44 protein-coding genes and 1 tRNA gene are annotated in these 23,853 nt (G+C 58.1%); 12 read left to right on the top strand and 33 right to left on the bottom strand.

The annotated features are described in order from the left end of the window. Window positions 1-149 precede the first annotated feature (149 nt). The 33 genes from AADW22_RS08870 to AADW22_RS08710 form a co-directional block, all read right to left on the bottom strand. A complete protein-coding gene (locus AADW22_RS08870; RefSeq protein WP_407473530.1) occupies window positions 150-587 on the bottom strand; it encodes a hypothetical protein in 438 nt (145 codons plus the stop codon). 80 nt (window positions 588-667) lie between these two features. After that, the gene (locus tag AADW22_RS08865; protein WP_407473529.1) at window positions 668-1,120 is read right to left on the bottom strand and encodes a hypothetical protein; all 453 of its coding nucleotides are present in this window, start codon (window positions 1,118-1,120) and stop codon (window positions 668-670) included. A gap of 80 nt (window positions 1,121-1,200) precedes the next feature. Then, window positions 1,201-1,464 (bottom strand): hypothetical protein, encoded by a 264-nt coding sequence (locus AADW22_RS08860; RefSeq protein ID WP_335754664.1) that lies wholly within the window; start codon window positions 1,462-1,464, stop codon window positions 1,201-1,203. An 11-nt stretch (window positions 1,465-1,475) separates the two neighbouring features. Continuing rightward, a complete protein-coding gene (locus tag AADW22_RS08855) occupies window positions 1,476-1,871 on the bottom strand; it encodes a phage tail terminator-like protein (RefSeq protein WP_407473528.1) in 396 nt (131 codons plus the stop codon). Beyond that, window positions 1,868-2,275 (bottom strand): hypothetical protein, encoded by a 408-nt coding sequence (locus AADW22_RS08850; RefSeq protein WP_407473527.1) that lies wholly within the window; start codon window positions 2,273-2,275, stop codon window positions 1,868-1,870. Before AADW22_RS08850 ends, AADW22_RS08855 begins: the two co-directional genes overlap by 4 nt. A gap of 2 nt (window positions 2,276-2,277) precedes the next feature. Then, window positions 2,278-3,300: a phage minor head protein gene (locus AADW22_RS08845; protein WP_407473526.1), complete on the bottom strand. Its 1,023-nt coding sequence runs from the start codon at window positions 3,298-3,300 to the stop codon at window positions 2,278-2,280. Window positions 3,301-3,365: 65 nt separating this feature from the next. Next, window positions 3,366-3,491 carry a hypothetical protein gene (locus AADW22_RS08840; protein ID WP_407473525.1) on the bottom strand — a complete coding sequence of 42 codons (126 nt, stop codon included), beginning with the start codon at window positions 3,489-3,491 and terminating at the stop codon, window positions 3,366-3,368. Between the two features lie 177 nt (window positions 3,492-3,668). After that, window positions 3,669-4,067, bottom strand: coding sequence for a hypothetical protein (locus AADW22_RS08835; protein ID WP_407473524.1), 399 nt, complete (start codon window positions 4,065-4,067; stop codon window positions 3,669-3,671). Next, window positions 4,064-4,459 carry a hypothetical protein gene (locus AADW22_RS08830; RefSeq protein ID WP_407473523.1) on the bottom strand — a complete coding sequence of 132 codons (396 nt, stop codon included), beginning with the start codon at window positions 4,457-4,459 and terminating at the stop codon, window positions 4,064-4,066. The genes AADW22_RS08835 and AADW22_RS08830 overlap by 4 nt, the downstream gene beginning before the upstream one ends. A 1-nt stretch (window position 4,460) precedes the next feature. Beyond that, complete coding sequence (locus tag AADW22_RS08825) at window positions 4,461-4,697, bottom strand: hypothetical protein (RefSeq protein WP_407473522.1); 237 nt, start codon at window positions 4,695-4,697, stop codon at window positions 4,461-4,463. 55 nt (window positions 4,698-4,752) lie between these two features. Next, entirely contained in the window at window positions 4,753-5,781 is a 1,029-nt protein-coding gene (locus AADW22_RS08820) for a hypothetical protein (RefSeq protein ID WP_407473521.1), read from the bottom strand. A gap of 14 nt (window positions 5,782-5,795) precedes the next feature. After that, window positions 5,796-6,509 (bottom strand): hypothetical protein, encoded by a 714-nt coding sequence (locus AADW22_RS08815; protein ID WP_407473520.1) that lies wholly within the window; start codon window positions 6,507-6,509, stop codon window positions 5,796-5,798. 46 nt (window positions 6,510-6,555) lie between these two features. Then, window positions 6,556-7,863 carry a DUF4055 domain-containing protein gene (locus AADW22_RS08810; protein ID WP_407473519.1) on the bottom strand — a complete coding sequence of 436 codons (1,308 nt, stop codon included), beginning with the start codon at window positions 7,861-7,863 and terminating at the stop codon, window positions 6,556-6,558. A gap of 47 nt (window positions 7,864-7,910) precedes the next feature. Continuing rightward, on the bottom strand, window positions 7,911-8,468 hold the full coding sequence (locus tag AADW22_RS08805; protein ID WP_407473518.1) for an HNH endonuclease: 558 nt from the start codon (window positions 8,466-8,468) through the stop codon (window positions 7,911-7,913). 105 nt (window positions 8,469-8,573) lie between these two features. Then, complete coding sequence (locus AADW22_RS08800; RefSeq protein WP_407473517.1) at window positions 8,574-9,818, bottom strand: PBSX family phage terminase large subunit; 1,245 nt, start codon at window positions 9,816-9,818, stop codon at window positions 8,574-8,576. Next, window positions 9,802-10,104: a hypothetical protein gene (locus AADW22_RS08795; protein WP_407473516.1), complete on the bottom strand. Its 303-nt coding sequence runs from the start codon at window positions 10,102-10,104 to the stop codon at window positions 9,802-9,804. The genes AADW22_RS08800 and AADW22_RS08795 overlap by 17 nt, the downstream gene beginning before the upstream one ends. Before the next feature lie 436 nt (window positions 10,105-10,540). Then, window positions 10,541-10,614: transfer RNA gene (locus AADW22_RS08790), tRNA-Trp, on the bottom strand. A gap of 64 nt (window positions 10,615-10,678) precedes the next feature. Further along, window positions 10,679-10,870 (bottom strand): hypothetical protein, encoded by a 192-nt coding sequence (locus tag AADW22_RS08785; RefSeq protein WP_407473515.1) that lies wholly within the window; start codon window positions 10,868-10,870, stop codon window positions 10,679-10,681. A gap of 342 nt (window positions 10,871-11,212) precedes the next feature. Next, the gene (locus AADW22_RS08780; protein WP_407473514.1) at window positions 11,213-11,698 is read right to left on the bottom strand and encodes a hypothetical protein; all 486 of its coding nucleotides are present in this window, start codon (window positions 11,696-11,698) and stop codon (window positions 11,213-11,215) included. Between the two features lie 233 nt (window positions 11,699-11,931). Next, window positions 11,932-12,552, bottom strand: a complete 621-nt coding sequence (locus tag AADW22_RS08775) for a hypothetical protein (protein WP_407473513.1) — start codon at window positions 12,550-12,552, stop codon at window positions 11,932-11,934. Window positions 12,553-12,733: 181 nt separating this feature from the next. Further along, window positions 12,734-12,973 carry a hypothetical protein gene (locus AADW22_RS08770; RefSeq protein WP_407473512.1) on the bottom strand — a complete coding sequence of 80 codons (240 nt, stop codon included), beginning with the start codon at window positions 12,971-12,973 and terminating at the stop codon, window positions 12,734-12,736. Continuing rightward, a complete protein-coding gene (locus AADW22_RS08765; RefSeq protein WP_407473511.1) occupies window positions 12,970-13,323 on the bottom strand; it encodes a hypothetical protein in 354 nt (117 codons plus the stop codon). Before AADW22_RS08765 ends, AADW22_RS08770 begins: the two co-directional genes overlap by 4 nt. Further along, window positions 13,313-13,630, bottom strand: coding sequence for a hypothetical protein (locus AADW22_RS08760; protein WP_407473510.1), 318 nt, complete (start codon window positions 13,628-13,630; stop codon window positions 13,313-13,315). Before AADW22_RS08760 ends, AADW22_RS08765 begins: the two co-directional genes overlap by 11 nt. A gap of 124 nt (window positions 13,631-13,754) precedes the next feature. Then, window positions 13,755-14,549 (bottom strand): hypothetical protein, encoded by a 795-nt coding sequence (locus AADW22_RS08755; protein ID WP_407473509.1) that lies wholly within the window; start codon window positions 14,547-14,549, stop codon window positions 13,755-13,757. After that, the gene (locus AADW22_RS08750; RefSeq protein WP_407473508.1) at window positions 14,546-14,923 is read right to left on the bottom strand and encodes a hypothetical protein; all 378 of its coding nucleotides are present in this window, start codon (window positions 14,921-14,923) and stop codon (window positions 14,546-14,548) included. Before AADW22_RS08750 ends, AADW22_RS08755 begins: the two co-directional genes overlap by 4 nt. After that, window positions 14,920-15,390 (bottom strand): hypothetical protein, encoded by a 471-nt coding sequence (locus AADW22_RS08745; RefSeq protein WP_407473507.1) that lies wholly within the window; start codon window positions 15,388-15,390, stop codon window positions 14,920-14,922. Before AADW22_RS08745 ends, AADW22_RS08750 begins: the two co-directional genes overlap by 4 nt. Then, complete coding sequence (locus tag AADW22_RS08740) at window positions 15,387-16,820, bottom strand: bifunctional DNA primase/helicase (protein WP_407473506.1); 1,434 nt, start codon at window positions 16,818-16,820, stop codon at window positions 15,387-15,389. Before AADW22_RS08740 ends, AADW22_RS08745 begins: the two co-directional genes overlap by 4 nt. Further along, window positions 16,817-17,134, bottom strand: coding sequence for a hypothetical protein (locus AADW22_RS08735; RefSeq protein ID WP_407473505.1), 318 nt, complete (start codon window positions 17,132-17,134; stop codon window positions 16,817-16,819). The genes AADW22_RS08740 and AADW22_RS08735 overlap by 4 nt, the downstream gene beginning before the upstream one ends. Then, entirely contained in the window at window positions 17,134-17,874 is a 741-nt protein-coding gene (locus AADW22_RS08730; protein ID WP_407473504.1) for a hypothetical protein, read from the bottom strand. Before AADW22_RS08730 ends, AADW22_RS08735 begins: the two co-directional genes overlap by 1 nt. Then, window positions 17,871-18,050: a hypothetical protein gene (locus AADW22_RS08725; protein WP_407473503.1), complete on the bottom strand. Its 180-nt coding sequence runs from the start codon at window positions 18,048-18,050 to the stop codon at window positions 17,871-17,873. The genes AADW22_RS08730 and AADW22_RS08725 overlap by 4 nt, the downstream gene beginning before the upstream one ends. After that, window positions 18,047-18,169: a hypothetical protein gene (locus AADW22_RS08720; protein WP_407473502.1), complete on the bottom strand. Its 123-nt coding sequence runs from the start codon at window positions 18,167-18,169 to the stop codon at window positions 18,047-18,049. The genes AADW22_RS08725 and AADW22_RS08720 overlap by 4 nt, the downstream gene beginning before the upstream one ends. Window positions 18,170-18,279: 110 nt before the next feature. Further along, window positions 18,280-18,696 carry a RusA family crossover junction endodeoxyribonuclease gene (locus AADW22_RS08715; RefSeq protein ID WP_407473501.1) on the bottom strand — a complete coding sequence of 139 codons (417 nt, stop codon included), beginning with the start codon at window positions 18,694-18,696 and terminating at the stop codon, window positions 18,280-18,282. Beyond that, entirely contained in the window at window positions 18,693-19,004 is a 312-nt protein-coding gene (locus tag AADW22_RS08710; RefSeq protein WP_407473500.1) for a hypothetical protein, read from the bottom strand. Before AADW22_RS08710 ends, AADW22_RS08715 begins: the two co-directional genes overlap by 4 nt. Before the next feature lie 158 nt (window positions 19,005-19,162). On the opposite strand from AADW22_RS08710, the gene AADW22_RS08705 reads away from it, so the two are divergent. The 12 genes from AADW22_RS08705 (at window position 19,163) to ssb (ending at window position 23,814) form a co-directional block, all read left to right on the top strand. Further along, window positions 19,163-19,621 carry a helix-turn-helix transcriptional regulator gene (locus AADW22_RS08705; protein WP_407473499.1) on the top strand — a complete coding sequence of 153 codons (459 nt, stop codon included), beginning with the start codon at window positions 19,163-19,165 and terminating at the stop codon, window positions 19,619-19,621. Between the two features lie 230 nt (window positions 19,622-19,851). After that, window positions 19,852-20,049: a hypothetical protein gene (locus AADW22_RS08700; RefSeq protein ID WP_407473498.1), complete on the top strand. Its 198-nt coding sequence runs from the start codon at window positions 19,852-19,854 to the stop codon at window positions 20,047-20,049. Further along, complete coding sequence (locus AADW22_RS08695) at window positions 20,046-20,270, top strand: hypothetical protein (RefSeq protein ID WP_407473497.1); 225 nt, start codon at window positions 20,046-20,048, stop codon at window positions 20,268-20,270. The genes AADW22_RS08700 and AADW22_RS08695 overlap by 4 nt, the downstream gene beginning before the upstream one ends. Continuing rightward, window positions 20,267-20,602: a hypothetical protein gene (locus AADW22_RS08690; RefSeq protein ID WP_407473496.1), complete on the top strand. Its 336-nt coding sequence runs from the start codon at window positions 20,267-20,269 to the stop codon at window positions 20,600-20,602. Before AADW22_RS08695 ends, AADW22_RS08690 begins: the two co-directional genes overlap by 4 nt. A gap of 238 nt (window positions 20,603-20,840) precedes the next feature. Further along, window positions 20,841-20,990, top strand: a complete 150-nt coding sequence (locus AADW22_RS08685) for a hypothetical protein (RefSeq protein WP_407473495.1) — start codon at window positions 20,841-20,843, stop codon at window positions 20,988-20,990. Window positions 20,991-21,087: 97 nt separating this feature from the next. Continuing rightward, a complete protein-coding gene (locus AADW22_RS08680; RefSeq protein ID WP_407473494.1) occupies window positions 21,088-21,264 on the top strand; it encodes a hypothetical protein in 177 nt (58 codons plus the stop codon). Continuing rightward, entirely contained in the window at window positions 21,261-21,470 is a 210-nt protein-coding gene (locus AADW22_RS08675; protein WP_407473493.1) for a hypothetical protein, read from the top strand. Before AADW22_RS08680 ends, AADW22_RS08675 begins: the two co-directional genes overlap by 4 nt. Then, window positions 21,470-21,757 (top strand): hypothetical protein, encoded by a 288-nt coding sequence (locus AADW22_RS08670; RefSeq protein ID WP_407473492.1) that lies wholly within the window; start codon window positions 21,470-21,472, stop codon window positions 21,755-21,757. The genes AADW22_RS08675 and AADW22_RS08670 overlap by 1 nt, the downstream gene beginning before the upstream one ends. Before the next feature lie 197 nt (window positions 21,758-21,954). After that, on the top strand, window positions 21,955-22,158 hold the full coding sequence (locus tag AADW22_RS08665) for a hypothetical protein (protein ID WP_016073726.1): 204 nt from the start codon (window positions 21,955-21,957) through the stop codon (window positions 22,156-22,158). After that, window positions 22,155-23,081, top strand: coding sequence for an ATP-binding protein (locus AADW22_RS08660; protein ID WP_407473491.1), 927 nt, complete (start codon window positions 22,155-22,157; stop codon window positions 23,079-23,081). Before AADW22_RS08665 ends, AADW22_RS08660 begins: the two co-directional genes overlap by 4 nt. After that, window positions 23,078-23,320: a DUF2312 domain-containing protein gene (locus AADW22_RS08655; RefSeq protein WP_407473490.1), complete on the top strand. Its 243-nt coding sequence runs from the start codon at window positions 23,078-23,080 to the stop codon at window positions 23,318-23,320. The genes AADW22_RS08660 and AADW22_RS08655 overlap by 4 nt, the downstream gene beginning before the upstream one ends. Continuing rightward, window positions 23,320-23,814 (top strand): single-stranded DNA-binding protein, encoded by a 495-nt coding sequence (ssb, locus tag AADW22_RS08650; protein WP_407473489.1) that lies wholly within the window; start codon window positions 23,320-23,322, stop codon window positions 23,812-23,814. The genes AADW22_RS08655 and ssb overlap by 1 nt, the downstream gene beginning before the upstream one ends. Window positions 23,815-23,853 lie beyond the last annotated feature (39 nt).

The raw sequence follows: 23,853 nt of genomic DNA, 5'->3' as shown, positions 1-23,853 counted from the left end.
CAGCCCGAAGCGGTTCAGGTATTCGCGGGCGTCGTAGAGATAGCCCGCGTCTGGCAGTATGTGCAGGCCGCGTTCCAGCTGGTCCCAGCGATCCAGTCCCTTTTCGGTGTCGGAGCATTGGAGCCATGCCAGTTGACGCGACCATAGGATCAGGCGGTCTTTTTCGCCTTCGGTTTCTTTCCCCGCGCAGTGATTTCCTTATCAACCGCGATGCGCAGCGGCTCGACCTGCGTAAATAGCGCCGTTGCGTTGGCAAGGTTGAACTCAATCGGCTCTTTGCCGTCGGTCATGTTCCAGCCGTCGCAGAGACGCGCCAGCAATTCGGCAGATCGTCCGTCTTGCTCGTCAAGTTCAGCTTCCAGATCCGCTTCGGTCAGTTCTTCCGACTGGTCGCCGTCAGCCTGAGAGCGCACAGCCTTAACGTGCATCTTACGCACGGAGCGCTTGAACCGCGTACCGCCGCCGGGGTGCATCGTCAGCGCCAGCGGCTTGCCCGCGCCGTTCTGGAACCCTTCGGGCTTGAACTCAAACGCCTCCAGGCTTTCGTCAATGGCCGCAGGTTGGCCGGTCAGCTTCGCAAAATCCATATGTATATCCTTTGGCCCTTGGTCCAATGGGGCGCAGCAGGCAGGACCAAGCCCGCCACGCCCCTACCCGCGTTAGCGGATTACGCTGCTACCTTGATGTGCTTGCGGTAGAACTCAGTTCCGACAGTTGCCATCAGCACGTTGCCCACGGAGCCTTCCGGCGTGTAGGACGTGATAATTGCAAGGCGGTAGTATTTGTCACCGTTGTTCAGCGTGAACTCCAGCGCGACTTTAGAGCCGTCGTCAGTCGCGGATTCCGCCGCAGTTTCCAGAGCGGCTTGCCCGGTGTCCTCGGCGTCGTAACCGTAGGACATATCGCCGTTGCCAGCCCGCAGGATGTCCACCAGCTTCCATTCTTCGCCTGTGGACAGGTCGTCAAATGTCGCAACGTCCTTTGTGCCGGTCATGGCCGGTGCGCCGTTCAGCTTGCCGCAGTTTGTATAGGTCAGGGCTGCAAAGCCTGTGTCGTCGTGTGTGGCGGGCAGCGATGCAGATACGCCAACCTTGATGCCGACGGATGATTGAAGGCCCATAGCTAGGCTCCTTTTCAGTTTTGGGATTAGACCCCTGCAACACCCAAAAAAGGGAGCGACCCGCAGGGAAGGCCGCTATTTCAGGACGGGGTAAGCCCGCCGCTAAACTCTGCGATGATCTCGCCGTCGGCTTCGGTCACGTCGGACACGGTGCCGGTGTATTTGCTGCCGTTTTTCATCTTGGCGGTGATCTTGCTGCCCACCTTGGGCGCGTCACCTTTGAAAACCAGCGTTGGCACGGTCAGGTTGCCCTTCACCTTCGGGGCAATGCGCCCGCCTGTGATTGGGGATGCCTTGGGCGCAGCCGTTTTGCCCGCCGGGGCGGTTGCTTTCGTCTTGGTCATGTCGGGGTTCCTTAGATAGCCACGTAATCGACTTGCACGATCTTGCGCCAGTCGCTGCCGTCCCTAAAGCCGGGGCCGGGTACGGTATCTCTTGTGATTGTCAGCTTTCCGTCACCGCAAGGCAGCGTCAGTTCATACGGGAACAGCGCCGCGATATTGTCCGCGACACGGTTTGCGCTGGTGGCGTAGCGGTCCACCTCGGAAACGTGCGTTACCTGCATGAAACCCGTCTGAACCTTGCCGCCTGAGATACGCGCAGGGGATTGCCCTGGCACCATCTGGACCACCACATAGGGCCGCGCCTGCGTTTCCGGCACGTCTTGGTTTTCCCAGTAGATCGTCGGAATGTCCGCCAGCGATTGCAACTGACGGCCTAGCGCTTCGGCAATGTCGTTTTCGGTGATCATTTGCTGACCTCCTTAGCGCGTTGCTGGACGAACGCGGGGAACTTGCGGGCATTGGCACCGACGAAGTGACGGCCCGCCATGTGGCTGGTTCCGAGTTCAACAGCCAAGGCGTGCGGCGCTGTCCATGCAAACTCCAATGTGTCGCCTACCTCGTAGCCAGCGATGGAAACTGTGTAGCTGTCTGCGCCCTTCACACCGTCGCTTGTGAGGCTGTTGATTAGTTCTGAGGTATCCACGGGTATCTTGCCCTCAACAAAGCCTGTAGCGCCCTGCCCAATGCCTCTCTGGGGCGTTTGCGCGGCTTCCATAACGTCTTGTATGGATTCCGCCGCGACATAGCGCATGTTTTTGAGCGTCATTTGCTCGAAGTCTGCCAATTGGGCGCTGAAAGATTTGCCAGCCATGCTCAGTCCCTCGGTAACTTGACGCGATAAACACATGTGCAGCGGCATGAGATGGAATGTTCAGCCCCGCCCGCCGGATCGTGGGGGAACCGCATACGCGCCCCATCGTCCATGACAAACACCTCGTCAAAGTTGATTGTCTCCCCATCCATACGCAGATGGTCTTGGCGCGGCTCTTTGCTGAACCCGTGCTGCCACTTTTTCGTGACCGCCTCGACCTTTCCATCATCCAGCAACTGCTGATAGCCCTCGGCACGCCCCGCCGCCTGCGCGACAAACGCTTCATTCCGGGCAACGATCTTCGCCCGGTTGCCGCTGGCCTTACTCTTGTAGGCGTCTGTCACACGGTCGATGTCAGCGGGGGAAAGTGCCTTGCCCTCATTGATCGCTTTACGCACCACCCTGTCAAAGCGCCGGTCGCTCTCCTTGTAGCGCGGTATCTTCATATCCGCGTCTTTGAAATATTCCCCGATGCGGTCAGGATCGCCGAGCATAGAGCGCAGGTTCATCATGCGGTCGGTCTGGGGTTCGGTCAGGCCAATGATGCCGCCTACGCGCTGCCGCCCTACTTTGCGCCCCACCAGATCGCGGGCAACGCTGTTCAGGCTGCGGTTTGTGTCCAGCCCGTCAACGATAACCTTGCGGGCGTTTAGAATTGCATCGTCGCTGATGTACGTGACCAGTTCAGCCGCTTGCGCTTCGGCCAAGGCAACCGCCCTATCGTGCCGCCCGTCGAAGCCAAACACACCCGACAAGCCCTTGGGCAGTTCGTCCGCCACCGCCAGACCGCCGCCAATGAAGGCATCTCGGATAGCCTCGGACAGCGGAAACATCGTGCCGCGTTCAATGCGGAATAGCGCCGCCGCCCGCTCAATATCGCCCGCCTCTAGGAACCGGATCAGCGCAGCGCGGTCTACAGCGTTAGTGGCCTTTTGCATCGCCTCAAGAAAGGCTTTGCGCACGGCAACCGATTGGCGCTGTAGCAGTGCCTCAATCTTGCGCGTCTGTAGTGACTTTCCGGCCATTGTCGCTCCAACGCAGAAGACCCCGCTCAGCGGGGCAGGTTCGTCTAATTGTGAGAGGTTACGGGTTAGCGATCCTTCGGAAAGCTATCCCAAATCAGGATACCAAAGACCCAGTGGCGAACATAGCGCGTTTCTGTGCCGTTGCGGTGCGTCGTAACTTCTTCTTCGCAGTAGTGTGGTCGCCAGTTCATTCCGCTCTCCCCATCATCTGCCCCAGCCAATACGCCCAGAGGATCAGCCCCGCGTCACGCTCCCAGTCCCTCGGCTCTGTAAGGGCCAGTAGTGCGTCTGTGGGGTTGCTCTGGCACTCTGCCCACCAACGGGGCAGGATGGCAGCCAGCGCGGCTATTTCAAAGTCTGTGGGCGGGTTAGTCGGCAAGCCAAACCTTGTGCATCAGCGCCACGCCCGCAGGCGCAACCGTTTCAACGTCCGCAATCTCGTGAAAGCGTGTATCGCCGGTCACGTCTGCCTTACGCAAGTTAGTGGCAATGTGGTCGCTTTTCAACGGCGCAACGCCCGTCGCGTCAATCATCAGCATTGTCTTTGTGACGCCAACCAGCGTGCCGGTGTCGTCGCGGTTCTGCTTTTGCGTCTGAACCGCTGTCACCTCGTGATAGGCTTTGTCGCCTTCAATCTCGCCCCATGGGTCAGACGATCCGCCGGTCACGCGCCGCAGGGTGCAGACCATCGGCCCGTTGCCGGTCGCCTCGCCTGCCTCTGCCAGCCCCGCCAGCACTTCGGCGGCGATGTCGGTGCCGTTGTTCATGACCGCAGCAACGTCTTAGTCGCGCCGCCCATGTAAGGCCGCATCATCGCGTCAATCTTCGTGCTTTTCGGCACCTGCGAACCGCCCTTGCGCCCGGTAAACTCCCACTTGATGCCCTCAACCGCGACAAGCGCTTTATCCGCGCCTTCGGTGTAGGTCTTGGACAACGCGCCGGGGCTTGCCAGCTCGATGATCGCCGCCTCGTATGTGGCAACTTCCACTGCGTCAGGCAAAGGCACCACAAAAGCGGGCAGGAAGTTGGCAACGTACTGGTCGCGCACGTAGTCACCCCCGCGCACAAGTGACGCCTGTGCGGCCTCGTCTGTGGCTTCTGTGGGGGCGTTATTCCCCCGCGCTAGGGCATATGCGCGAAACCCGTCAACGTCGATCATATCAGAGGCTCGTAAACACGGCGTTGGTCAGCATGTCGCGCAGGTCAGCAACCTTGACGCCTTCGCAATCATCTTCGCTCAGGCCGTGGGCTTCCAGATGTTCGACCACATCGGCCCGCTTCATCTTGGCGATGCCCTCGCGGGTCAGTTCATCGGGGGCTTCGGTCTTGGGCAGCGTCTCGCCCCTTGCCTGCGCCGTGTATCGCGCCTGCATCTCAAGTTGGTCTTTGATGTTCATGGGGTGTCTCCGTTGCGCTTAGTGACGGGGCGAACACGCCGCCCCGCTTCTAAACTCAACCGTTGGTTGTAATTGCCGCAAGCGGGATCAACTTGCGGTCGATCACGCGGTCCCAGTTCGCGGCAAGGCGAAGCTGCGCCAGTGTCGCGTTGCCATCGGTCAGGGTGGCGTTCTGGAATGCGGTGCCGAAGGGGTGGATAACCCACGACTTGCGCTCCCAGAGGGTCTCCACACCAGCGCCGTTGCCCTGTGCTTCTTCGCGCTCAAGAGCGACCGGAACCTTGGGGCTGCGTTCGCCGTAGCCAATCAGGCCGGTGCCGAACAGGTAGCTGGTGTAAGTCGCGGCTGCGTCAGTGCCGCCGGAACCCGCTGCCGGGGTCATAGGCAGGCTGTCGTCAACCACAATGCGACGGCCCAGGAACGTCGGGATCGTCAGATTGCCTTGGCTGTCGGCCACATAGTCGATGTCGTTGTTATCAACCATGCGCTTTGCCACAACGGAATGCACGGCGAATACCGCATAATCGTCATAGTGGTCGCCGGAGGTGAAGGCAGCGGCAGTAAATACGCCACGGCCAAACAGGGTGCCTTCGCCAACTGCCGCGTTGGTCGCGCCTGCTACGTTGTTCACCATATCGCCGTCGTCGTTGGCCACGTTGTCAGCAATGACGCCTTGCACCGAAGCAATGATGCGGCGCTGCCACTGGCGCATCCAGTATGTGCCGAAGCGGTTGCGGACGTGCTGCATGGGATCAGCGCCAGCCAGTTCGCCGGTCAGGTCGGCAGACGAATAGCCTTGGTTGAGGCTCGCCATGCGGGCGACCTGCGTGCCTGTGGTGACTTTGGCAGGAACCGCGATGTCAGTGGGGTCGTCGGTGCCGTAGTTCGGCTCGTCGGACGCATCCAAGTCCTTCCAGAAGGGCAATTCAGCAATGCGCCCGCCATCGGAGAACATGCTTGCGAGCGCGGGGTTTGCAATCGCAATGCCGCTTTCAAAGAAGGCCGTCTTTTCGGGGCCGTTTACCGCCGAATAGGAGGCGTAGACCTCGGGGACGTAAACGTCAGAGAGTTGAGTGGTAGCCACGGGCTATCCTTTCGTTATGTGCCGGACAATCGCCGGAATGTTTCGGGGTCGCTGTGAAATAGAGCCGTCCGCTCTTTGTCGCCCATCTTTGCGAATTGCTCCGCGTTGACAGGTCCGCTTGCGTTCTTTCCGCCCGCTGCGCCGCCGCCTTGTGCTGGCGTCACGAAGTCTTTGCCCTCGCCCGCTGTCCACCGCTTGACGTGATCGACCAGAGGCATCGGCCCCATGTCGGTTTCCACAAACGGCTTGCCATCGTCTCCGATCTTCACGTCACCGGAGAGCATCGTGCGTGCTGCCTTTGCGAATGTCGGGTTTGTGACCCCTGCCCCGTTCAGGGCGTCGGTCAGGTCACGGTCCAGTGCATTGCGCAGAGAGGTGCCGCGCTCGGCTTCAAACTTGCCCTTCCATTCGTCGCGCTCGGCTTCGAGGGTCTGGCGCAGCTTGATCAGCGCGGCTTCATCGGGCTTCCCGTCTTTCAGCTTCGCCCATTTTTCGGCGTCGAAGTCGTCGGGGAATTCCTTTGCCAGTGCTTTCGCTGCATCGCGCTCTTGGCGGGCCGCGTCACGGTCTGCTTTCGTCGCGGTGTAGGCATTTTTCAGCGCCTGGACTTCGGGGTGGCTGTCCACACCATCGACCTGCAAGATAAACTTGCCGTCAGTCTCGGTATAGAACGATTTCACGGCATCATCGACGCCTTCGAGGGATTCAAGAACGCTTTTCAAAGCCATCGGCTCAGTTTCCTTTGGGTTGGGGGTGAGGCATCGCCTCGGATGATTAAGGGCCGTCGGCCCCAATATCGTCGCGCTCAATCAGCGCATATTCTGCGTCGAAGTCGCGGTCTGGATTGGCAATGCCGCCAGCCTGCGCCCGCTCGTAGAATGTTTCGTGTGAGAGGCCACCGCTTTCCACCAACGAGAACAGCGCTACGGCGTCCTGCGGGGTTAGGGTGGCGTCCATGAGGTCTTTAGGCGGCGTTACCGTGATGCCATTAGCAACAGCGTCTGACTGGCCCAGAAGGCCCGCGATGTTGCGCAGCGAGGCTTCCAGCAGAGAACAGGACGCCTGCGCCACGGTTTGCAGGTTGGCCGTCTCCGACCGGAACCGCATCTGCCGTGCCTTGCCGGATTCCTGCGCTTGGTTCGATTGCTCAAACAGCCGCGCCCCGGCTTGGATTGCGACTTCGCGGTTGTCTTGGATAGCCTCTAGGTGCTTTTCGATGCCGGAACATGTCGGGGAGACGTATTTCAGATCCGGAACGATGCCATCACTGCCCTGCATTTCGTGAACAACGCCAGCGCCAACCGCTGTAGGGGCTTCGCCGTTGATTGCGACAAGCGTTTCCTGACCGCTCATGTAAAGCTGCAAGCGGTAGTCAGCGGATAGCTGGTACATCGCCTTTGCCGCCCGTGCGATGCCGATCATAGGCGGGGCTTCAATGTCGGCCCCCATGTCCTTCGCAGACGCGACGGCGAACGGCACAAAGTCCAGCATCCCGCCGCCCAGCTTGGTAGGGGTCATGTCAACCTCGCCGCTTGCCGTGTGGACCTGCGCCACGTAGCGGCCATCCTCCATCTGCAAGACGCGGTATTTCTCAACATGCGCCCATGCGAAGCCGTCCCGCTCCATGCCGCTTTCATCCAGGACGAAGAAGTCCTTATCCCAGTTGATGATCGTATCGCCGCGATAACCGGCCAGGAATGGATCGCCGCCCGCCTCCGGTGCATCTGCCAAGACGCCATAGCGCCCCAAGCACAGCAATGCGCGGGTGATGTTCTTGTGGAAGTCCTCAAGCGTCGTGTAGTTGCCGTCGATGTTCTCGCGCAGATACTCCATGTTCGCGGGCAACTCGACGGGGATTTCCTCGCCGTGGATAATGCCGATCATCGCGCCAATCGAAGTCGCAAGCACGTCGGGGAACTGGGCGCGGTTCTTATAGGCATCGTATGCCGCCAGCCCGCCGTCTGCATGGCTGGTGTAGCCCGAAGGCATCGGCAGGTAAGACACGCCACGCGCTTTCATGTCGCCTTCGCCCTCGTATGCGTCAACGCAAAGATGCCAATCGGCAAGGCGCTGCTGCGTCAATTCTGGGTGCTTTGTGGATACACTAGATGCCATTTTCGGAAACTTCTCTAATCTTTGGCACAACTGCGCCGTAGGCCGTGTCCCGCATGGAATTTATTCACCTCTAAAAACCTATGCCTCGCGCGTATTGCTCTGCCTAAGCAGTCGAACCGACCCACGTTTTTAGATTTCCCATCAATGCGCCCTGTCACAGACCACTTAACGCGGTCTGTGTCCCAGTAGACGCCAGTGATCCCTGACTTGTTGGTCGAGTACATACCAACATTTTTCATGTTTTGCTCGTGGGTGACGTCACGAAGGTTACAAATCCGATTGTCTGACCTGTCCCCGTTAATATGGTCGATAACGTTAGGTTCTCCCCCCGTTATCATTTTCCACACAAGTCGATGCGCCAAGTAGGCCCCACCATCCAATCTTACGAAAACATAACCCTTCAAATTCGCCCCGGCCTCGCGCCCCGCGTGCTTAGTGTTCCATATTTTCTGAGAACGCTGATCTACGAACCACTCAGGCCCACGTTCACGCCAGAACAGTTTCCCTGTATCTGGTTCGTATCTCAAAAGTTGACGAAGTACCTCCGGGGAGGGTAAGGGCTTTTTAGCCATGACGTGATCTCCATACGATCCGTTGCGGTTAGGGCCAGCCGGTGTTGGAAGCACCGCGTCTGGCCCGTTCATCTTACACCAAATAAGTTTGGCGCAAAAGTCATATCAATACAGCCCCTTGACCGTTGTTGTGGTGGTTTTCGCTTGGCGCTTCATCAGCGGGACAAGAGCGTATCGCAGTTGGTCGATATGGTGGTTATTCGCATCCACAATGACGGGCAGAATGTCGCCAGAGAGGCGGTCAACCTTGTAACTGTAGAGCCTGAACTCTCGCGCTGTTTGCGGGCAGTCAGGGTGAATGACTACGCGGCTAAACGACTTGATAAACTCAACGCCATCCTCGACGCTGCCAGCCCATTTCTTGACGCCCTCAATGCGGGGCAACCCGTGCCGCCGCAGGTAGCTTATGCTCTCTGGCCTTGCACTGTCGGCGCGGATCGTATGTTTCTCAATGCCGGGAATGGCTTTGCAGATGAATTGCGCCGTGTCATCCAACTCAAGCCCGACTTTCGCCGCCTCGCGCCGGATATACAGCGTATTGTCATGCACCCACTGTTCGCCTGCTGTCGTCGGATCTTGAGCAAAGCCGAAGTCCATGCCGTGATAAGGGCCGTTCCAGTCCGGCCCGACTTCGAACGCCTCAACCTCATACTTGCCTGCAAACACCTGAGCATCTGTCAGCGTCAGGAAAGCGCCGTTCCAAATATGCTCGTATGTCTCAGGGCGGAATTTCTTATCCTCTAGCCGCTGCTTATTCAGCACGTCAGGAAACCACGGGTTATCCGAGTAATTGACCTCAGTTACCAAGCAATCGTCTGCCGTGTTCTCAACGAAGCGCTTGTGCGTGGCGCTCTCTGGGCTTTCTGGGTTGTAGCTGATCCAGTTTTCAGCGACCCATCCCGGCCCCTCTTCGCGGATCGTCGGGATTAGCTTGCGCCATGCCGCATCCGATACGCTCTCGCCTTCGTCAGTCCAGTTACCAATGATCCGCGCCTTGGACTTGATGCTGTCCAAGTTATGCCGCAAGCCCGCGAATGCGTAGCTGATCCGGCGGTTCTTCGTGCGGATGTACTTTTCGCCAATGTCGAAGTAATCCAGCAACCACGGCTCAGACCGAATAGCCGCCTTGATTTCTTCCATCGAACTTTCGTCTAGGCTGTTCAGGTGTTCACGGCTGGCGAGGAAAACGCCTTCAACGCCCATCTCGGCCAACTGGTAGACCCGCAAGGCGCTGCGCTTTGCAATGCCCCGCGTCTTTCCTGAACCCCTGCCGCCCTTGAATACCCGCGTTCGTGCTGGCCGTGCAAAGTTGGCTGTTAGCTTCGGGATTTCCCTAACTGTCGCCTTCATCTGCGATCTCAGGGGCCATGAACTCAATCATCGTGGGCTTAGTCGCCATGCTGCCATCCGTTGACTTGTGATCGACCGTAGCCAGCTTAGAATGAACGTAGGGCGCTGCCTTGTGGGCTGCGTCAACGCGCTCATGCTGATCCGCCGTCTCGTCACGCATTACCGACAGCAGGTAGTCCAACGGGGTCAGCCCGCTTTCCTTAACCGCGTCACGCTGCTTGCGTGTAGACTTATTGACAGCGCCGGGCTTGCGGCCCGCGCCTTCACGCTTACCACCTCGCGCCATTTCTGATTTCCTTTGATTTTATATCATCTGGGCTATTTGCCCTGAAAAGCCGCATAAACGGCCCATTCTTTCACTTATCGTCTGCCCGTCTGGTCTAGCCCCGTGTCTGGCGAGCCTTTCGGGGCGCGTTCTTTCACATATGCGACTATTCGGTCAGCCCTTCGGCGTCTCAGTGAACTCGACAGTGCCGAACCAAGACAGCGGCAAGCCAGCCTTGAGGCACATTGAGACGATGAAAACGCCAAGCGGGCCTGCCTTTAACAGCCGACCTGTCTTGAACGTGAGCATTCCGGTTACCTTAGCCATTGTGCCGCCTCGCCTTGTGTGGGGGTGCGTATCGCCGCCGCGTTGTGTCTCATGTGCTGAGAAAATGCGTGGCCACTACATTTAGATACTCGATACCCTCTCGAGATACTACATGATGTGTGGCGTGTGTTGGCAAAGGTGCGAGGAATCGAACCCCGGTAGGCGGGTTTGGAATCCGCTGCTTTACCACTAAGCTACACCCCTGCGAAAAATGACCCGCGCATGTCCGAAGCCGTAGCCAAGTCCAGAGGCGCGTGTCGTATGTCGCTTAGGTGAAGTTCGCCTTCACGGCCCACATCGCGGCCTGCTCATAGTTCGTGATTGCGATTGATCGCTCACGGTTGGCAGGAACATTCTCACGGATGTAGCCCATCAGCTCCTCTGTGCGCGACTTGACGCCCGCAACGACATCGCTGCCAGAGGGGTTAAAGGCTGGAATCGTTGATGCACTATCAGACATAGCATTTTCCTTTTTGTCTGGGGTGTGGTCGCGCTGCCTGTACGGGGTCAGCGCCTGTGCCTGATCAGTTGATACGCCATGCCGCGATCAGGTGCAGCAGTGGCGGACAGGTTGAGCGGGAGCGGCTTCATCGCCATATGACGTTGGGCTTACCGCCTAGCCCTGCTTATAGAACCGCGCTCATGACTAACCCCCTCTATCCGCACAAACCCATGACCGTGCGGGGCCATGGTGGGGGCCAGTCAGAAACCGGCTTAGAAAACGCGGGGCTGCGTCCTATTGGCTTTCGCTGGCCGGACAGGGCCGAATGCTGGAGCGCCGCGCTCTTATTGCCGTAGCACCCTAATCGATTGCATGGATGCGGTCTTGCACATTATCACCTACAGATCGATGTTTGTGCGCGTCTGTAGCGTTATCGCCGACGCTGCCCCAAATTAGATGGCTTGGGTTTATGCAGGACAAATGGCCATTACCGCACAGATGCCTTGAAACATCCCCTTCACGCTTAGGTGTGCCGTGCGTCAACAAAGTCATATACCGAGATGCCGAAATAACGTGACCGCAGAACTCAACGCCAGCAGGCACGCCCTTTTGTGCCCCGGGTACAAATATGCAGTCATGCTCAACTACACCCCGATGCCGCTCAACAAATGAAAGAATGCTCTCCCTGCTCTGGAAGCCCTCTCTGGACATCTTCCCGCGCCGGATGCGCTTTGACCGTGACCCTACCTTCTTGGCGTGCTCGCCGCCCATGCCTACGCCCGGCACCTTTCGGTACTTTGGGTCATTTTCTTCAAGCCACAATGATGTTAAAGACTGCTTAGCCATATTCGGACCCCTTCACGGTTCGATGCGGTTAGAGCCTCATTGGTGTTACAGCACCTCTGGGGCTTGATTATTTCGGACACATTGATCCCATACAGAACCTTCGGATTTTTCCTGTAGGCTCCGCTTTGGTGGTGCGCATGGGTATCCCCGGGCTAACACCTCACCACTAAAGCGAGTATCCCCGCGTGATGAATTAGCCAAAGGCTACCATATGTAGCACCCCAACGCAACACCTATGCGCTGCGAACGTCAAGCGGGTCAAACTGGACGTGATGCCCGCCCTCCATTTCGATGGATACCCGCTGCCATTGATCGTGCGGCGCTTTCACCAGCTTGTCGAACTTGCCCAGCATGTCAGCGAACGGCCCTGAGATAACGCGCAAGGCTTGGCCCTTTTTATATTCGGTAACCTCGGCCCGTGAATTGGCGTCAACGCGCTCAGCGGCCTCGAATTCAGCGTCTACGCCCTCCATGAAGCGGTTCAGCCCGATATGCACCTGCTTGCCGTCTGGCGTTGCCTTGCCGTGCAGATCCGACTTTGCCACGATCATGAATGTGGGCATCAGGTGTTCCACCTCGGTTGCGAGGTACATTTGCGACGGGTCCATTTCCATCACGATGTAATTCGGCAGCGCTGGCACGTCGAAGCGCGTCCAGTTGCGATCCTTGCCAATGCGCTTGAACTCTACCCGCTTGCCGCACCATGCTTTGATGCCGAGGCGGCGCAGTTCCTCTTGAACCCAAAACTGCTTGCGCACCATTGGCGGGCGGATAGCCTCGCCGTCCCCGTCGCGCGTCGGGGCGTGGGTGTCGCGGCATACACCACCTGCGACATATCCAAGGTAAACCGTCATTCTGTATCTCCTTCGATCAGGTCGCATTCGCAGGGTGTGGGGTGTTCGCCATTGGGGCCACGGTTGAACCAGTGGGCGGGCTGAGGCTTCCGACGTGGGTACATGCGCAGAACGTAGCCTTTGCCCTTGCACTTGCGGCAGGGCTTTGTCTCGGCTTGGGTGGCGTTGCGGGCCGAGAGGTTCATGCGGTCGCCTCGCTCACAACGATCATGTTCCATACCGATACAATCTCGTGCATCGGGATCGCGGGCATGTCTCCAGCATCGCGGCGGGCGTTGTTGAACCCGTGGATATATGCTGGGGAACGGTTTGCGCCGGGGTATGGGTTATGCGGCCTGCGCCCGTCGCGGTATCCCTCTACGCATTCATCCTGCATCCATTCGGGGCCGGTCAGCATGTCGCGGCTTGTAAGCTTGCTCATTGCGTCTCTCCCTTGGGGGTTTCTGAGATAAGGGCTGAGAGGATGCTTAGAAGCCATGCGCGGGCGGCGCTCTCAAAGCTGATCGCCATGATTGACGGCATAAACTCTTCGCGGGCTGGCCCAATATGGGAAACGTAACCGTTAACGTTCTCCTCTGCCCGCCAATCCCACCCCGGCAGCACCGCGTCGTGCAGCGCCTTGGCTGCGTCTAGGGAGCCGTGGTAGGCCCGCGTCACGAAGGCCTTTTGCGGGGCTGTCAGGGGCGCACCGTTGACGGACCACCGGTCGAACTCCCCCGACTTCACCTTATCGCGCAGCGCCTCTAGCGCCTCTCTGCGGTTATCGCTCATGGGGTGGCTCCTGTGCTGCGATGGCTTCTGCGACGAAGCAGTTCCAGAGCGCGGTCAGGATGTTCGCGTGGGCGGGGCTGTTCGGTGACGTGCCGGTGTGGCAAAGGACAATATCAGAGCCGCCGATATAAACCCCGTGCATGGACTGCGGGCCATCTTGCCCGAAATGCTTTGCGGTGTTCTCGATTGACGCCTTGACGTGCTCTAAGTGCTTTTCTACCGGCAGTTCGCCCGTTGCACCCCATTCAACCGGCCCGATTTCGATAGCCACTTGGTGCATCAGCTTTAGCTTCTCTTGGTCTGTCATGTGTTCGCCTCCATCGCCGCCCTGATAGCGGCCTCTGCGTATCCAAGGTCTCGTAGTGCCTGTGCCGTGTAGCCTACTGCTATTAGACGGGTGCAGGCAGTTATCTCGTTGGTCTGGGAGGGGGTCATGCGTCACCGCCGAACGTCATGTCGTTTTCCTTGCAGTAACGCCGGAACGCGCTTTCATGCAGTTCGCCGGGTTCCATAGAAATGCCGTGGCCCAATGTGCCACCTTTCCAAGACCCTTTTCGCTTACCTGTTTCGCCGGAAAACTTGATATCCAAGGATCGACGCACCCGCGCCTTGCGGAACAAGGAAAGCCACTTGAACCGGCCTGTGCCTAACTTGTGCACAGACTCTTCGACGCGGGTTTTTGCTGTAAGCTGCTCTCCGTCGAAGTCACGGAACGCAAAGTCAACGGTTGGCACTGCATCCTGCGCAGCCCAACGCTCTCGCGTGACCTCGATTGGCTGTGGGCCGCTGCTGGTGTCTGTGAATGCCAGATTTCCCTTGTCGTCGTAGAAGCGACGAGCGGAACAGCGCCATTCGGTCCAAGGCAGGAAGTAACCCTTGCGCTGCTCTGTGCTGCTGTCGTTTGTGACGCGACCCAGAGAGAAGTTTAAAAACCCATCGCTCAGGCTGAACCCATATTCTCGCGAACCAGTATCCCAAAAACCGTTATCCGGGCCGGTAGACCAATCATATTTGGACGTATCAACCCACTTGCGCCACGGCTTGATGATCTGCGGCAATGCGACAATCAAAGTGCCGCCAAAGGCGCTAAGGCGCAGGCGGCAACCTCGGTATTCGTCGCCATCCCCAGACCCCAGCAAAACCGCTGTCGATCGGTAGTAGGCATCCCGAGAGAACGTAAACGGGCCAACGTATTTGTCGTTATCGCTCCATCTGATCGCTCTCATACCGCGCCCTCCGCTTCTGCAATCGCCATCGCTAGGCGGTCGGATGTGGTCAGGCGTCCCCGACGGTTGAGGCACGGCGGGCACTGGCACAGATCGGTGTGGCGGTGACCGTTGCAGACGCCCATCTTGTTCTGTGAGCTTAGGGCGTTGTTGCACGAGGGAACGGCGCAATATCGCGTCTGCTTAGGTTTGCTCACGCGACGCTTCGTGCTTTTCTTCGCGGTCGCTACGTTCACCGTGCTGGACGCGCTGCGGGGGATATTCCGCATGATGCGCTCTCCTCGCCAGTCGTCGTCTACCGCGTCGATCTGCGGGGGCTTGGGGACGTATCGCATTACCGGCGGGCGTCCGAGGATGTCGGTTTGTTCTGTCATTCTGCGGCTCCTTTGAACATGTTTCGGGTGTTGCCTACGCTGCGCCGTGGCAGGCCAGCCGATGCAGCAACGCGGCGAATGGTGCTGCCCGACACGTTTAAGGCGTCGGCCATCTTTTCCGTTGGCACGCCACCAAGCCATGCGGCGCGGAACTCTGGGCTAGCCTCAATTGTGCGGATGGTCGGGCCGATCTTGCGTTTTGGCAGGCCAGCGTTTCGCGCCCACCTCGCAACGGTAATATTCGACACGCCCAACTCTGCGGCCATCTTAACCGACGGCACGCCAGCAGCCCAATCGCGGCGGAACTTAGCCCCCACGGGGTAATCCAAATCCTCACCGTCGATCTGGATCAGGTCAAACCCCAGCAGCTTGTAGATCTGCACGATGTTGACCAGGTGCGTGTCGTCGGCGTTCACGCGGGCCGTGATGTCAGCCACCATGCGGGCGCGGGCGTCTTGCTCGTTCATTGGGAACCCCCCTCGTATTTCCGGTAATCCATTTTCTCGACATCGAAGCTCAGGCGAATGCTTGCCTTGCCGAAGCCATACAGCTGGGTGTTGCGCACCTTCCACGTCGTGACGCGCACGAATTCCTCGACCATTCCGACGCTGTTTTCCTGTTCCTCTTGGTGGACCGAAAACCCCAACGCTGGCTTGTTTGCGAATGCCGCGCTGTCTGCGATATCGTAGCCCGTAGGCGAACGCGGCTTGCCCTCTGTCATCATCTTGCGGGGGTGGGCGATTACGCAGATATGCGTGTCAAATTGCTCGGCCCATGTGCGGATCTGCTGCAGCGCAAAGTTGATGTAGTTCGTCAGGCTTTCCCCAGGCGCGGGCATATGCTCAAGCTCGTTCCAAGGGTCCACCACGATCACCTTACAGTTATCGCGCACTGCTAAGGTGTAGATCATATCCCGCAGCCATCCGAGGTTGTGGCCGCTTGGGTTGTCGTCGTAGGTCCGGTGAACAATCCGAAAGTGCTTATCTAGGAAATATGCCGTTTCGGCTTGCTGCATCTGGGATAGATCATCCCACTTGCGCCCTGTGTGAAGGCGGCAAAGGTGATCGCGCACTTGGAAGGGGTGCGTCTCGAATGCGAGAATGCCAACCTTGATATCCTCATGCACGGCCATGTGATAAACCGCAAATGTGGTGAACGTGGATTTACCGGCCCCCGGCGTCCCTGTGCCAACGGACATAGCCCCGATTTCAAACGCCAGCGCGTAATCGTAAGGGGCCATGCCGACGCGCAGCACCCGACGATCAGGCATAGGCGGCAGGTCAGAAATGCCAGTGATGAAACCACCTGCAGGATCGACCTTCTTAGCGTCAACCAAGCAACGGGCAAGCTCGCCCTCGCCAAACTTGACCAGCACGTCGTTTGCGTCTTTGCAGCCTTCGGGCCAAGTCACATAACGCACGTCATGGCCTAGCAGGATGTTGGCAACCGCCTTTGGTAGCCCCGCACCTGCAGCGTCAGCATCGCCAGCGACAATCACCCAAGGGGCTTTTCGTAGCGCGTCCTCTGCCTCAACTAAGCAATCTCGTTTATCACCGTTTTCGCTCCACCCGTCCGGCAGCGATACCGATCGGGCGTAGCCCGCCTGAATTACGCTCAGGCAATCCATTTCGCCTTCGGTGATTACAGCTGGGCCGTCGCCACATTTCAGCGCGTCTTCATTGTATAGGCCCCGCGAAACACCCTGGCTTGAGCGCCAATCCTTTTCCGAAATGCCCCGCCATTTAGCGGCGTAGGGCTTCCCGTTGCGAAGGTACGGAAAAGCGACCGCCTCCCCCTTGATGCCGGGGTGCTCTTTGCCCGTCACGCCCATTGCTTCGGTCAAGACAGGATCTAATCCCCGCACCTGCTGCAGCCATTGGCTTACTGTCTGCGTCATAGAATGCGCCCCCCGAATTCGAGCAGTGCCAGCAATGCCATTGCACCCCATCCGGTTGAAACGTGACCGATAGGCAGGGGTCCGTTTTCTTGCGTCGCGTGCTGCTGCACTCCGGACACGTTGTCCGCTGGTTCCCGTGCTGCCGTCTGACCGTGATCCCGTGTTCGCTTAGTATCTCGCTTGCGGATTTCATTGACCGCCTCCCACCGATTAAGGCCCTGTGCCTTTGCTGCAGCTGTCTCCGCCTCAAAGCGCGACATGCCGCCGTCAAATTCCATGATTGCTGCGCGTTCCTCGTATGCCTCGATGTCCATCAGCACACCTCGCGGATGTTGCCGAATGCACCGGAGTCGACGAAGCCGGGCTTTTCATGTTGCTTGTTTTGCTTTTGCGCGTCGTCAATCGACTTGCGTATCCAGTTGCGCCATGTCGCTTGCCAGTTTGTTTTTACGCCCTTCGCCCCTGCAGCCCCTATCCAGAAGTCTCGGAATTTGTCTGCCTCACGGCGAACGGAGAACTCCGCCATGCCCTCGCCGACGGCCCACTCCCCCCACGCCCTTGGTAGGGTCCAGTCTTCGCTTAGGCGGGAACCTTTTTTCGGGGCCGAACCGGCAGGTTCGCCTAAAGAATTATCTTGTTTCTTGTTATCTTGTTTCTTTACTGCGTTTTTGGTGCGTTCGCGGTGCGTTTTTGGTGCGTTTTCTGTTCTTTCGGGTGACTGATATTTATCGTAATTACAGATAGTTACGTGCGTTTTTGGTGCGTTCCTTGAGCCGCACGTCGTGCGTTCGATCATTTTCTCTTTTTCGAGCCGCTTTAAGAAGTTCCGGACCTTCGTGTCCGATTGCCACATGAATACAGATTGTAGTTCGCGCAGGGTCACAAAGAAGCTGCCACGCGGGCATTCTAGGGGCTCCCCGCCGACGCGATGCGTAGTGTCCTCGTAAGAGGCGCGGCCAATCATCCAGAACCACGCTTCGCGCTCTGACATGGGGCTAGGCTTGAAAAAGTCATGGCTCCAGGCGTCTCGTTCGATGCGATACCATCCGATCATTTGACAGCCCCTTTCAAAAGAATAAGAGCGGTCACAGCAGCGCCGAAGTTATCCGCGTCTGTGATCTCCGGCATTTCTTGGAATACGGACAGAACGTCCCGCAAGCTAAGCCCGTGGTAGTTCGCGTGTAGAAGCGCCCCATGCACAACGTCTATTTCATCAATCACGAGGCTCATACCGCACCGCCTTGCTTTTCAGCCAGCTGGCGGGCAAGTTCGCCGATTGATTTCCATGTGTTTGTAGATTGACCACTTGCGGAATCACCGCGTGCGGTTATATTGCCTTCAACGGGCATAGCCGGACCTCCTTCACAGGTTCGTATGTCAAGAGCCGGATCGCTGCTACCAACAGCGTTTCGGCTCGTTTCGTTTCTGCCATATTTCATTGGCGCATTCAAGTGTTTGTTCACGATACGCCCCCGCTGATTGGGAACGTATTCAGGGGCGTGACCTCAACGATGGTCTGCGCCTCACTGCCCCACATCTTGCGCTTATCGACCATGCAGACTTGGCTATCGTCCACGTATGCGATGCGGTTAAGCCCGTCCAAGATGGCCTTTTCGATGTTGTCCAGATCCGGCTTTTGTGTGTGGGGGTTCCACATGGCAGCGGCTTTGCGCTTCTTGCTCCACGATTGGGCAGGCTCGAACACCGCAACGATAGACAGGCGAACGGGGCCGCTCAGGGTGGGCAGGCCAGCGGCTACCGCGTACTGCCCGACCGTCCGTTCAAACGACACGGTTGCATCTGGCGTGTAGGTACGGCCATTGGCAAAGCGGGGGCGCTGCTTGGCAAAGGGTTTGCCTGGAATAACGATCCTCATTGCATCACGTCCAATTCTGCCCGCAGGCGCTCAAGACAGGCGGCGCGGGTCATATGCTGCAAGCGGATGCGTTCGCCCCGTGGCGCGGCCTTAGCGGCGGCGGCAAGGCGTTCGTGGCGGTCTGCGGCGGTTTCCAGCGTGGCGAGGTCGTCGCGCACAATGGCGACGGGGAAGAAAAGCGCAGAGGGAGCCGTGGGAAGCTCAACCTCTGCTAGTTGATCCGCGCCCCAACAGGAGGGGAGAACAGGCGCGGATACCCAGCCGACGGGAGGGCGGCTGAATGGGGGAAAGGGAAAATGATCAATCATTATGCGACCTTGCCCTTGCAACCGGCGGGACGCGTGCCAACATTATTAGCAGACGTTTTCCAGTTGAACAAAGAGCGAGGGCAATCAATGCCAGCCTTACGAGACATCTTTTCGATGTCGTCATACCAACTTGCAGGGAACATGCCCGATGTGCGGGCGTGCCGGATCATGTGGAAGGATACGCCGAGCCGAGCCATAATTGCTTCGGGCGTCAGCGCGTCAATAATTTGATGGACGGGTTTTTTGCTCATACCCCGCACAATGCTAAACTTTTTAGCAATCGTCAAGCCAACAGTTCAGCTTTGCGCCAATTATGTTGGCACGGCATTATGCAGGGTATGGATAGCAAGAAAGAAACGCCCCGCCCCTTCGCCGATATCGCCGAGCGCCTAAAATGGCACAGAGATACTGTCGGAATGAAGCAGGAGGATTACGCCAAATCTATTGGCGCGAAGCGGTCTGCACTATCGTTGTGGGAGGCGGGCACTCACCGCTTGTCTTTGAATGCCGCGCTAGACTTGCGCAGTAAGTATGGGCTGTCGCTGGACTTCATGTATGAGGGCATCGACGACGCATTGCCTATGACCTTGCGCAACGCCTGGCGCGATAGACCCTGAGTAATCTGCTCTAAAAAATCAATCGTAAAACCTGTTTCGGCTGCACCTAATTGCAGCTGCTCAATTCTATTCACAATGTTCACCTTTTATTCCTATAAGCTAAAGTTGCCGAATAAAGACCGTTCGGTCAATGCCAATTTGATCAGCTAATATTTTTAGCAAATATCACTTGCATTGCTAAATTTTTTAACATAGCTTCATCCTCAACAACAACACGAGGATGAACGACAATGACCCCGCATTTCTACAGCAACAGCGCAGGCAAGACGGCCACGCCCGAACAGATCGTGGCGCGGGTCAAGCCTTTCGCAACCGGCCTTCTGGTCCGCACGTCAGCGCCCTGCCCCGCCCCTTCTTCTAAGCTTATCACGCCGTCATGGGTGATAGAGCCGCATGTGATAGACGCGGTGATCGGCGGTGCGTCGTGAGCGGGGGCAAGGTTAAGTGGGTCGCCGCATTTGCGCACGGCGGCAATGATGTTGAACCATCGCAGAGCGGCATGACCCTGCGCGACTACTTCGCGGCGGCTTCTATCCAAGGGCTGCGCTCGAACCCTCACGCATGGGCCGAGATGACTGCAAGCGAAATGGTTGAAGCGGCGTGGAGAGATGCCGACGCCATGATCGAAGCCCGCGAGGCCACGTCATGACCCTCTACACCCCCATACACGCCGCGCCGCTCTCTCGGCCCCCTCGCCTGCGCCTCGACAAGATGCCCGCAGAGGACAGCACCGCTGATATCTCCGATGTCTGGGCTGACGAGGTTGAGAACGAGGAGGGCGCAATCGTGACCGCGTATTTCCGGCACACCAGCGACGACCACGGAGGCTTTTACGCTGACCTTATCGGAGTTGGCGTCCTGACCAGCACATCTGCTCTGCTTTACAGCCACGACGGCGCGGTTGCGTGGTTTGGCTGGGAGACGGTGAACCGGATTGAGAACGTACAGACGCAGGCAATCGCAGACGGAGTGGCGACATGAGTAAGAGATACCGCATCAGCGAAGACGTTTACCTCGTTCAATTTCTGGAGGCTGTCGGGGCGGACAACATAGCCCGCGACCTAAGCCGTAGCCGCGCCTCAGTTTTGAAGCGTGAGAGCAAGCTGAGAGAGAGCGGCGCATGGGTGGCTTACAGGGAATATATTCTGGCTCGTCAACGCGCTCTCGTTCTCGCGGGTCACGTTAGCGAAGAGTTCGCAGACGCCTGCGGGGTGCAAGTATGATCCGCCGCATCCTCGCCAGCCTTCGCAGCATCAAGGCCGATGCCCAATACATGAACGACCTGAAATACGAGTTCGACCGGATAGAGCGCAAGGCCATCCGAGACGCCGAACACAGCGCAGAGTTCCACCGGGAGAATGTGACATGAACCGATTTCTCGAATGCCTTGCCGATGCCGTAGGGCTGTTGTGCCTTATCGCGCTCCTCTGGATGGCCTTGGTTATCGGTTACGGGATGGGCTGGTGATGGATTTTCAAACCGCACTCCGCAAGCTGAATGATGCCGCATACGAGGCATTCAAAGCAGCCCGCCCCGATACCGCAGACGCCAACGACCGCAACACGCTGTTGCAGATCCGACAGGCGACAGACCGCCTCTGCGACAAACCACGCACCGCACAACAACAGGAGGACGCAGCATGATGCACGATCAAGCACAGTTCAAGCGCCCCACTGGATATCGCGGTATGGCCCTGACGCAACTGATGGATCGCCGCCCGTTCAAGCGCGGGTCCGCAGACTGGGAATACCGCACAATCGCCGCATGGGTGTATCTGCAAATGGCAATGGGCCGGGCGTCCTGCGACTGGACACGCACCCCGCCCCGCGTGACCGTGGAAGGTGTGTGATGCCATATGACCTGCCCGTCAGATACGACCGCCTAGAGTGGTTCGAGCGCCGAGAGGTTCGCCAGCAGTACGTAGAGCAACAGCAGGGCAACTGCATGTTTTGCAAAGCACCGCTGAGCGCTGAACCACCGGCTCGGATCACATCGAAAAAGATCAAGTGGAAGCTGTTCCCCAAGAACTTTCTCAAGCACCCGATTCACCTGCAACACGACCACACCAGCGGCATGACCGAAGGCGCGGTTCACGCGTACTGCAACGCCGTTCTTTGGCAATACCACGGGAGATAGAGCATGAAAAACCTACTCATGAAGGCTGCGCAATATGCGGCAAAATTTCTACCAACGTGCATTGAGTGCGGTCGCATCGTTGACCCAAGAGAGAAATGCGAAGGGGGCGACGGGTTCGGCGTGGAATTGCCAGAGGATGGCGATTGGGTTTGCAGCGTCGAATGCTGGGATCGCGCCACGGACACCGAGGTAACACCATGAACGACCTACCCCCCAACAAGACGTTTGGCCGCAAGGACGCGTTCTTTTCGCTGTGCCTCGCGCCGCTGGAATACGTCACCAAATCCCTGCGCATGGGTGATGGCTGGGATCTGGCCGAGCTTACCCCATTCGTAAACCGATGCCGCGCTCTGGTGCAGGCATATGACGACCGCATGAAGGCGGCAGGAGAGGATAAATGACACTGAAAATCACACATGCCGACGAGGTGATCGAAGTCAAAACGCTGTGCCTGACGATCTATTCGCAGCCCGGTCTAGGCAAGACGAGCCTCGCGTTCACGGCATCTAGGCCGCTGATGCTGGACTTTGACAAAGGTGCATACCGCGCCGTTGACCGCAAAGACGTGGTGCAAGTGAACGATTGGCGCGACGTGGCGGGCATCACCGCCGCTGACGTGGCCGAGTTTGACACAATCATCATTGATACCGTTGGCAAGGCGCTGGACTTCTTGGCCCAAGACATTCTTCGCAGCAATTCCAAGCTGGGGTATGGCGGGGCGTTGAACCAGCAAGGCTGGGGGCAGCTAGGCGTTCGCTTTAGCGCATACCTCAAGATGCTGCGCAGCTTTGGCAAGGACGTTGTTCTGATTTCGCACATGGACGAAAAATCTGATGGCGACACGATCAAAGAACGCCTGAAAATCTCCGGCGGCACGAAAGACTTGGTGCTGACTGACAGCGACGTGATCGCCCGCATTTCCATCTACAACAAAGAGCGGCACCTCGTCTTTTCGCCAACTGAAACATCGTTCGGCAAAGACCCCGCGAACCTTGTGGATATTGGGCTGCCGGACGCCAGCGCCCCTGAGTTCAGCACCTGCCTAGAAGGCATCATTGCACAGGTTAAAGACGGCCTGAACGCGCTGTCTGAGGCGCAGATTGCCCGCAAGTCTGAGGTCGAATGGTTCAACACCACCCTGCCCCAAGTCAACGACGCCAAGGGCATCAACGCCCTCCTATCCCGCGCCAAAAAGGCAGGACGTGACGTGCAGATGCTTTTGGTCGCACGCGCCAAAGAACTGCAACTGGAGTTCGATGCAGACGCCAAGGAATACGTCTACCTCGAAGAAACCGACGAAGATCAGAAGGACCAAGCAGCATGACAGACGAAACCTACCGTGTCACAGCCGACGAGCTGCGACAGTTCGTAGAGCGGGCGGAACGGCTTGAATCGGATCGCAAAGACATTGCCGATCAGGTGAAGGACGTAATGGCCGAAGCCAAGGGGCGCGGCTACGAGCCGAAAATCATACGCAAGTGCCTGGCGCTTCGTAAACGCAGCAAGGACGAAATCGCAGAAGAAGACGCGGTGACGCAGATGTATATGGAGGCATTGGGCTGATGGCTGGCAGTGTGAATAAAGTGATCCTGATCGGGAACTTGGGGCGCGATCCCGAAGTGCGCTCATTTCAGAACGGCAACAAGGTCTGCAACCTGCGGATTGCCACTTCCGAGACATGGAAAGACCGCGACAGCGGGGAACGCCGTGAAAAAGTTGAGTGGCACAGCGTCGCGATTTTCCAAGAGGGCCTTGTGCGGATTGCTGAGCAGTACCTCAAGAAGGGCAGCAAGGTTTATATCGAAGGCCAGCTTCAGACGCGCAAGTGGCAGGACCAATCCGGCGCGGACAAGTACAGCACCGAAGTTGTGCTGCAAGGCTTCGGCGGCACCCTGACGATGCTGGACGGAAACGGTGGCGGCTCGGATAGCGGCGGCGGTCAGTCTGGCGGGGGCTATGACAGCGGCGCGTCTGGTGGCGGGTACGGAGGGGGCGGGCGTCCAGGCGGTCGCGACCTCGACGACGAGATCCCATTCATCGCTGAGTGGCGCATCTGACCCCTCACGGGAAAGCGCGGCTTATCGCCCGCATTAACG

It is taken from the genome of Sulfitobacter sp. PM12, assembly GCF_045586035.1.
GTDB lineage: Bacteria > Pseudomonadota > Alphaproteobacteria > Rhodobacterales > Rhodobacteraceae > Sulfitobacter > Sulfitobacter pontiacus.
Note: the sequence above shows the minus strand (reverse complement) of the source record. Positions and strands in the feature narration are given on the sequence as shown.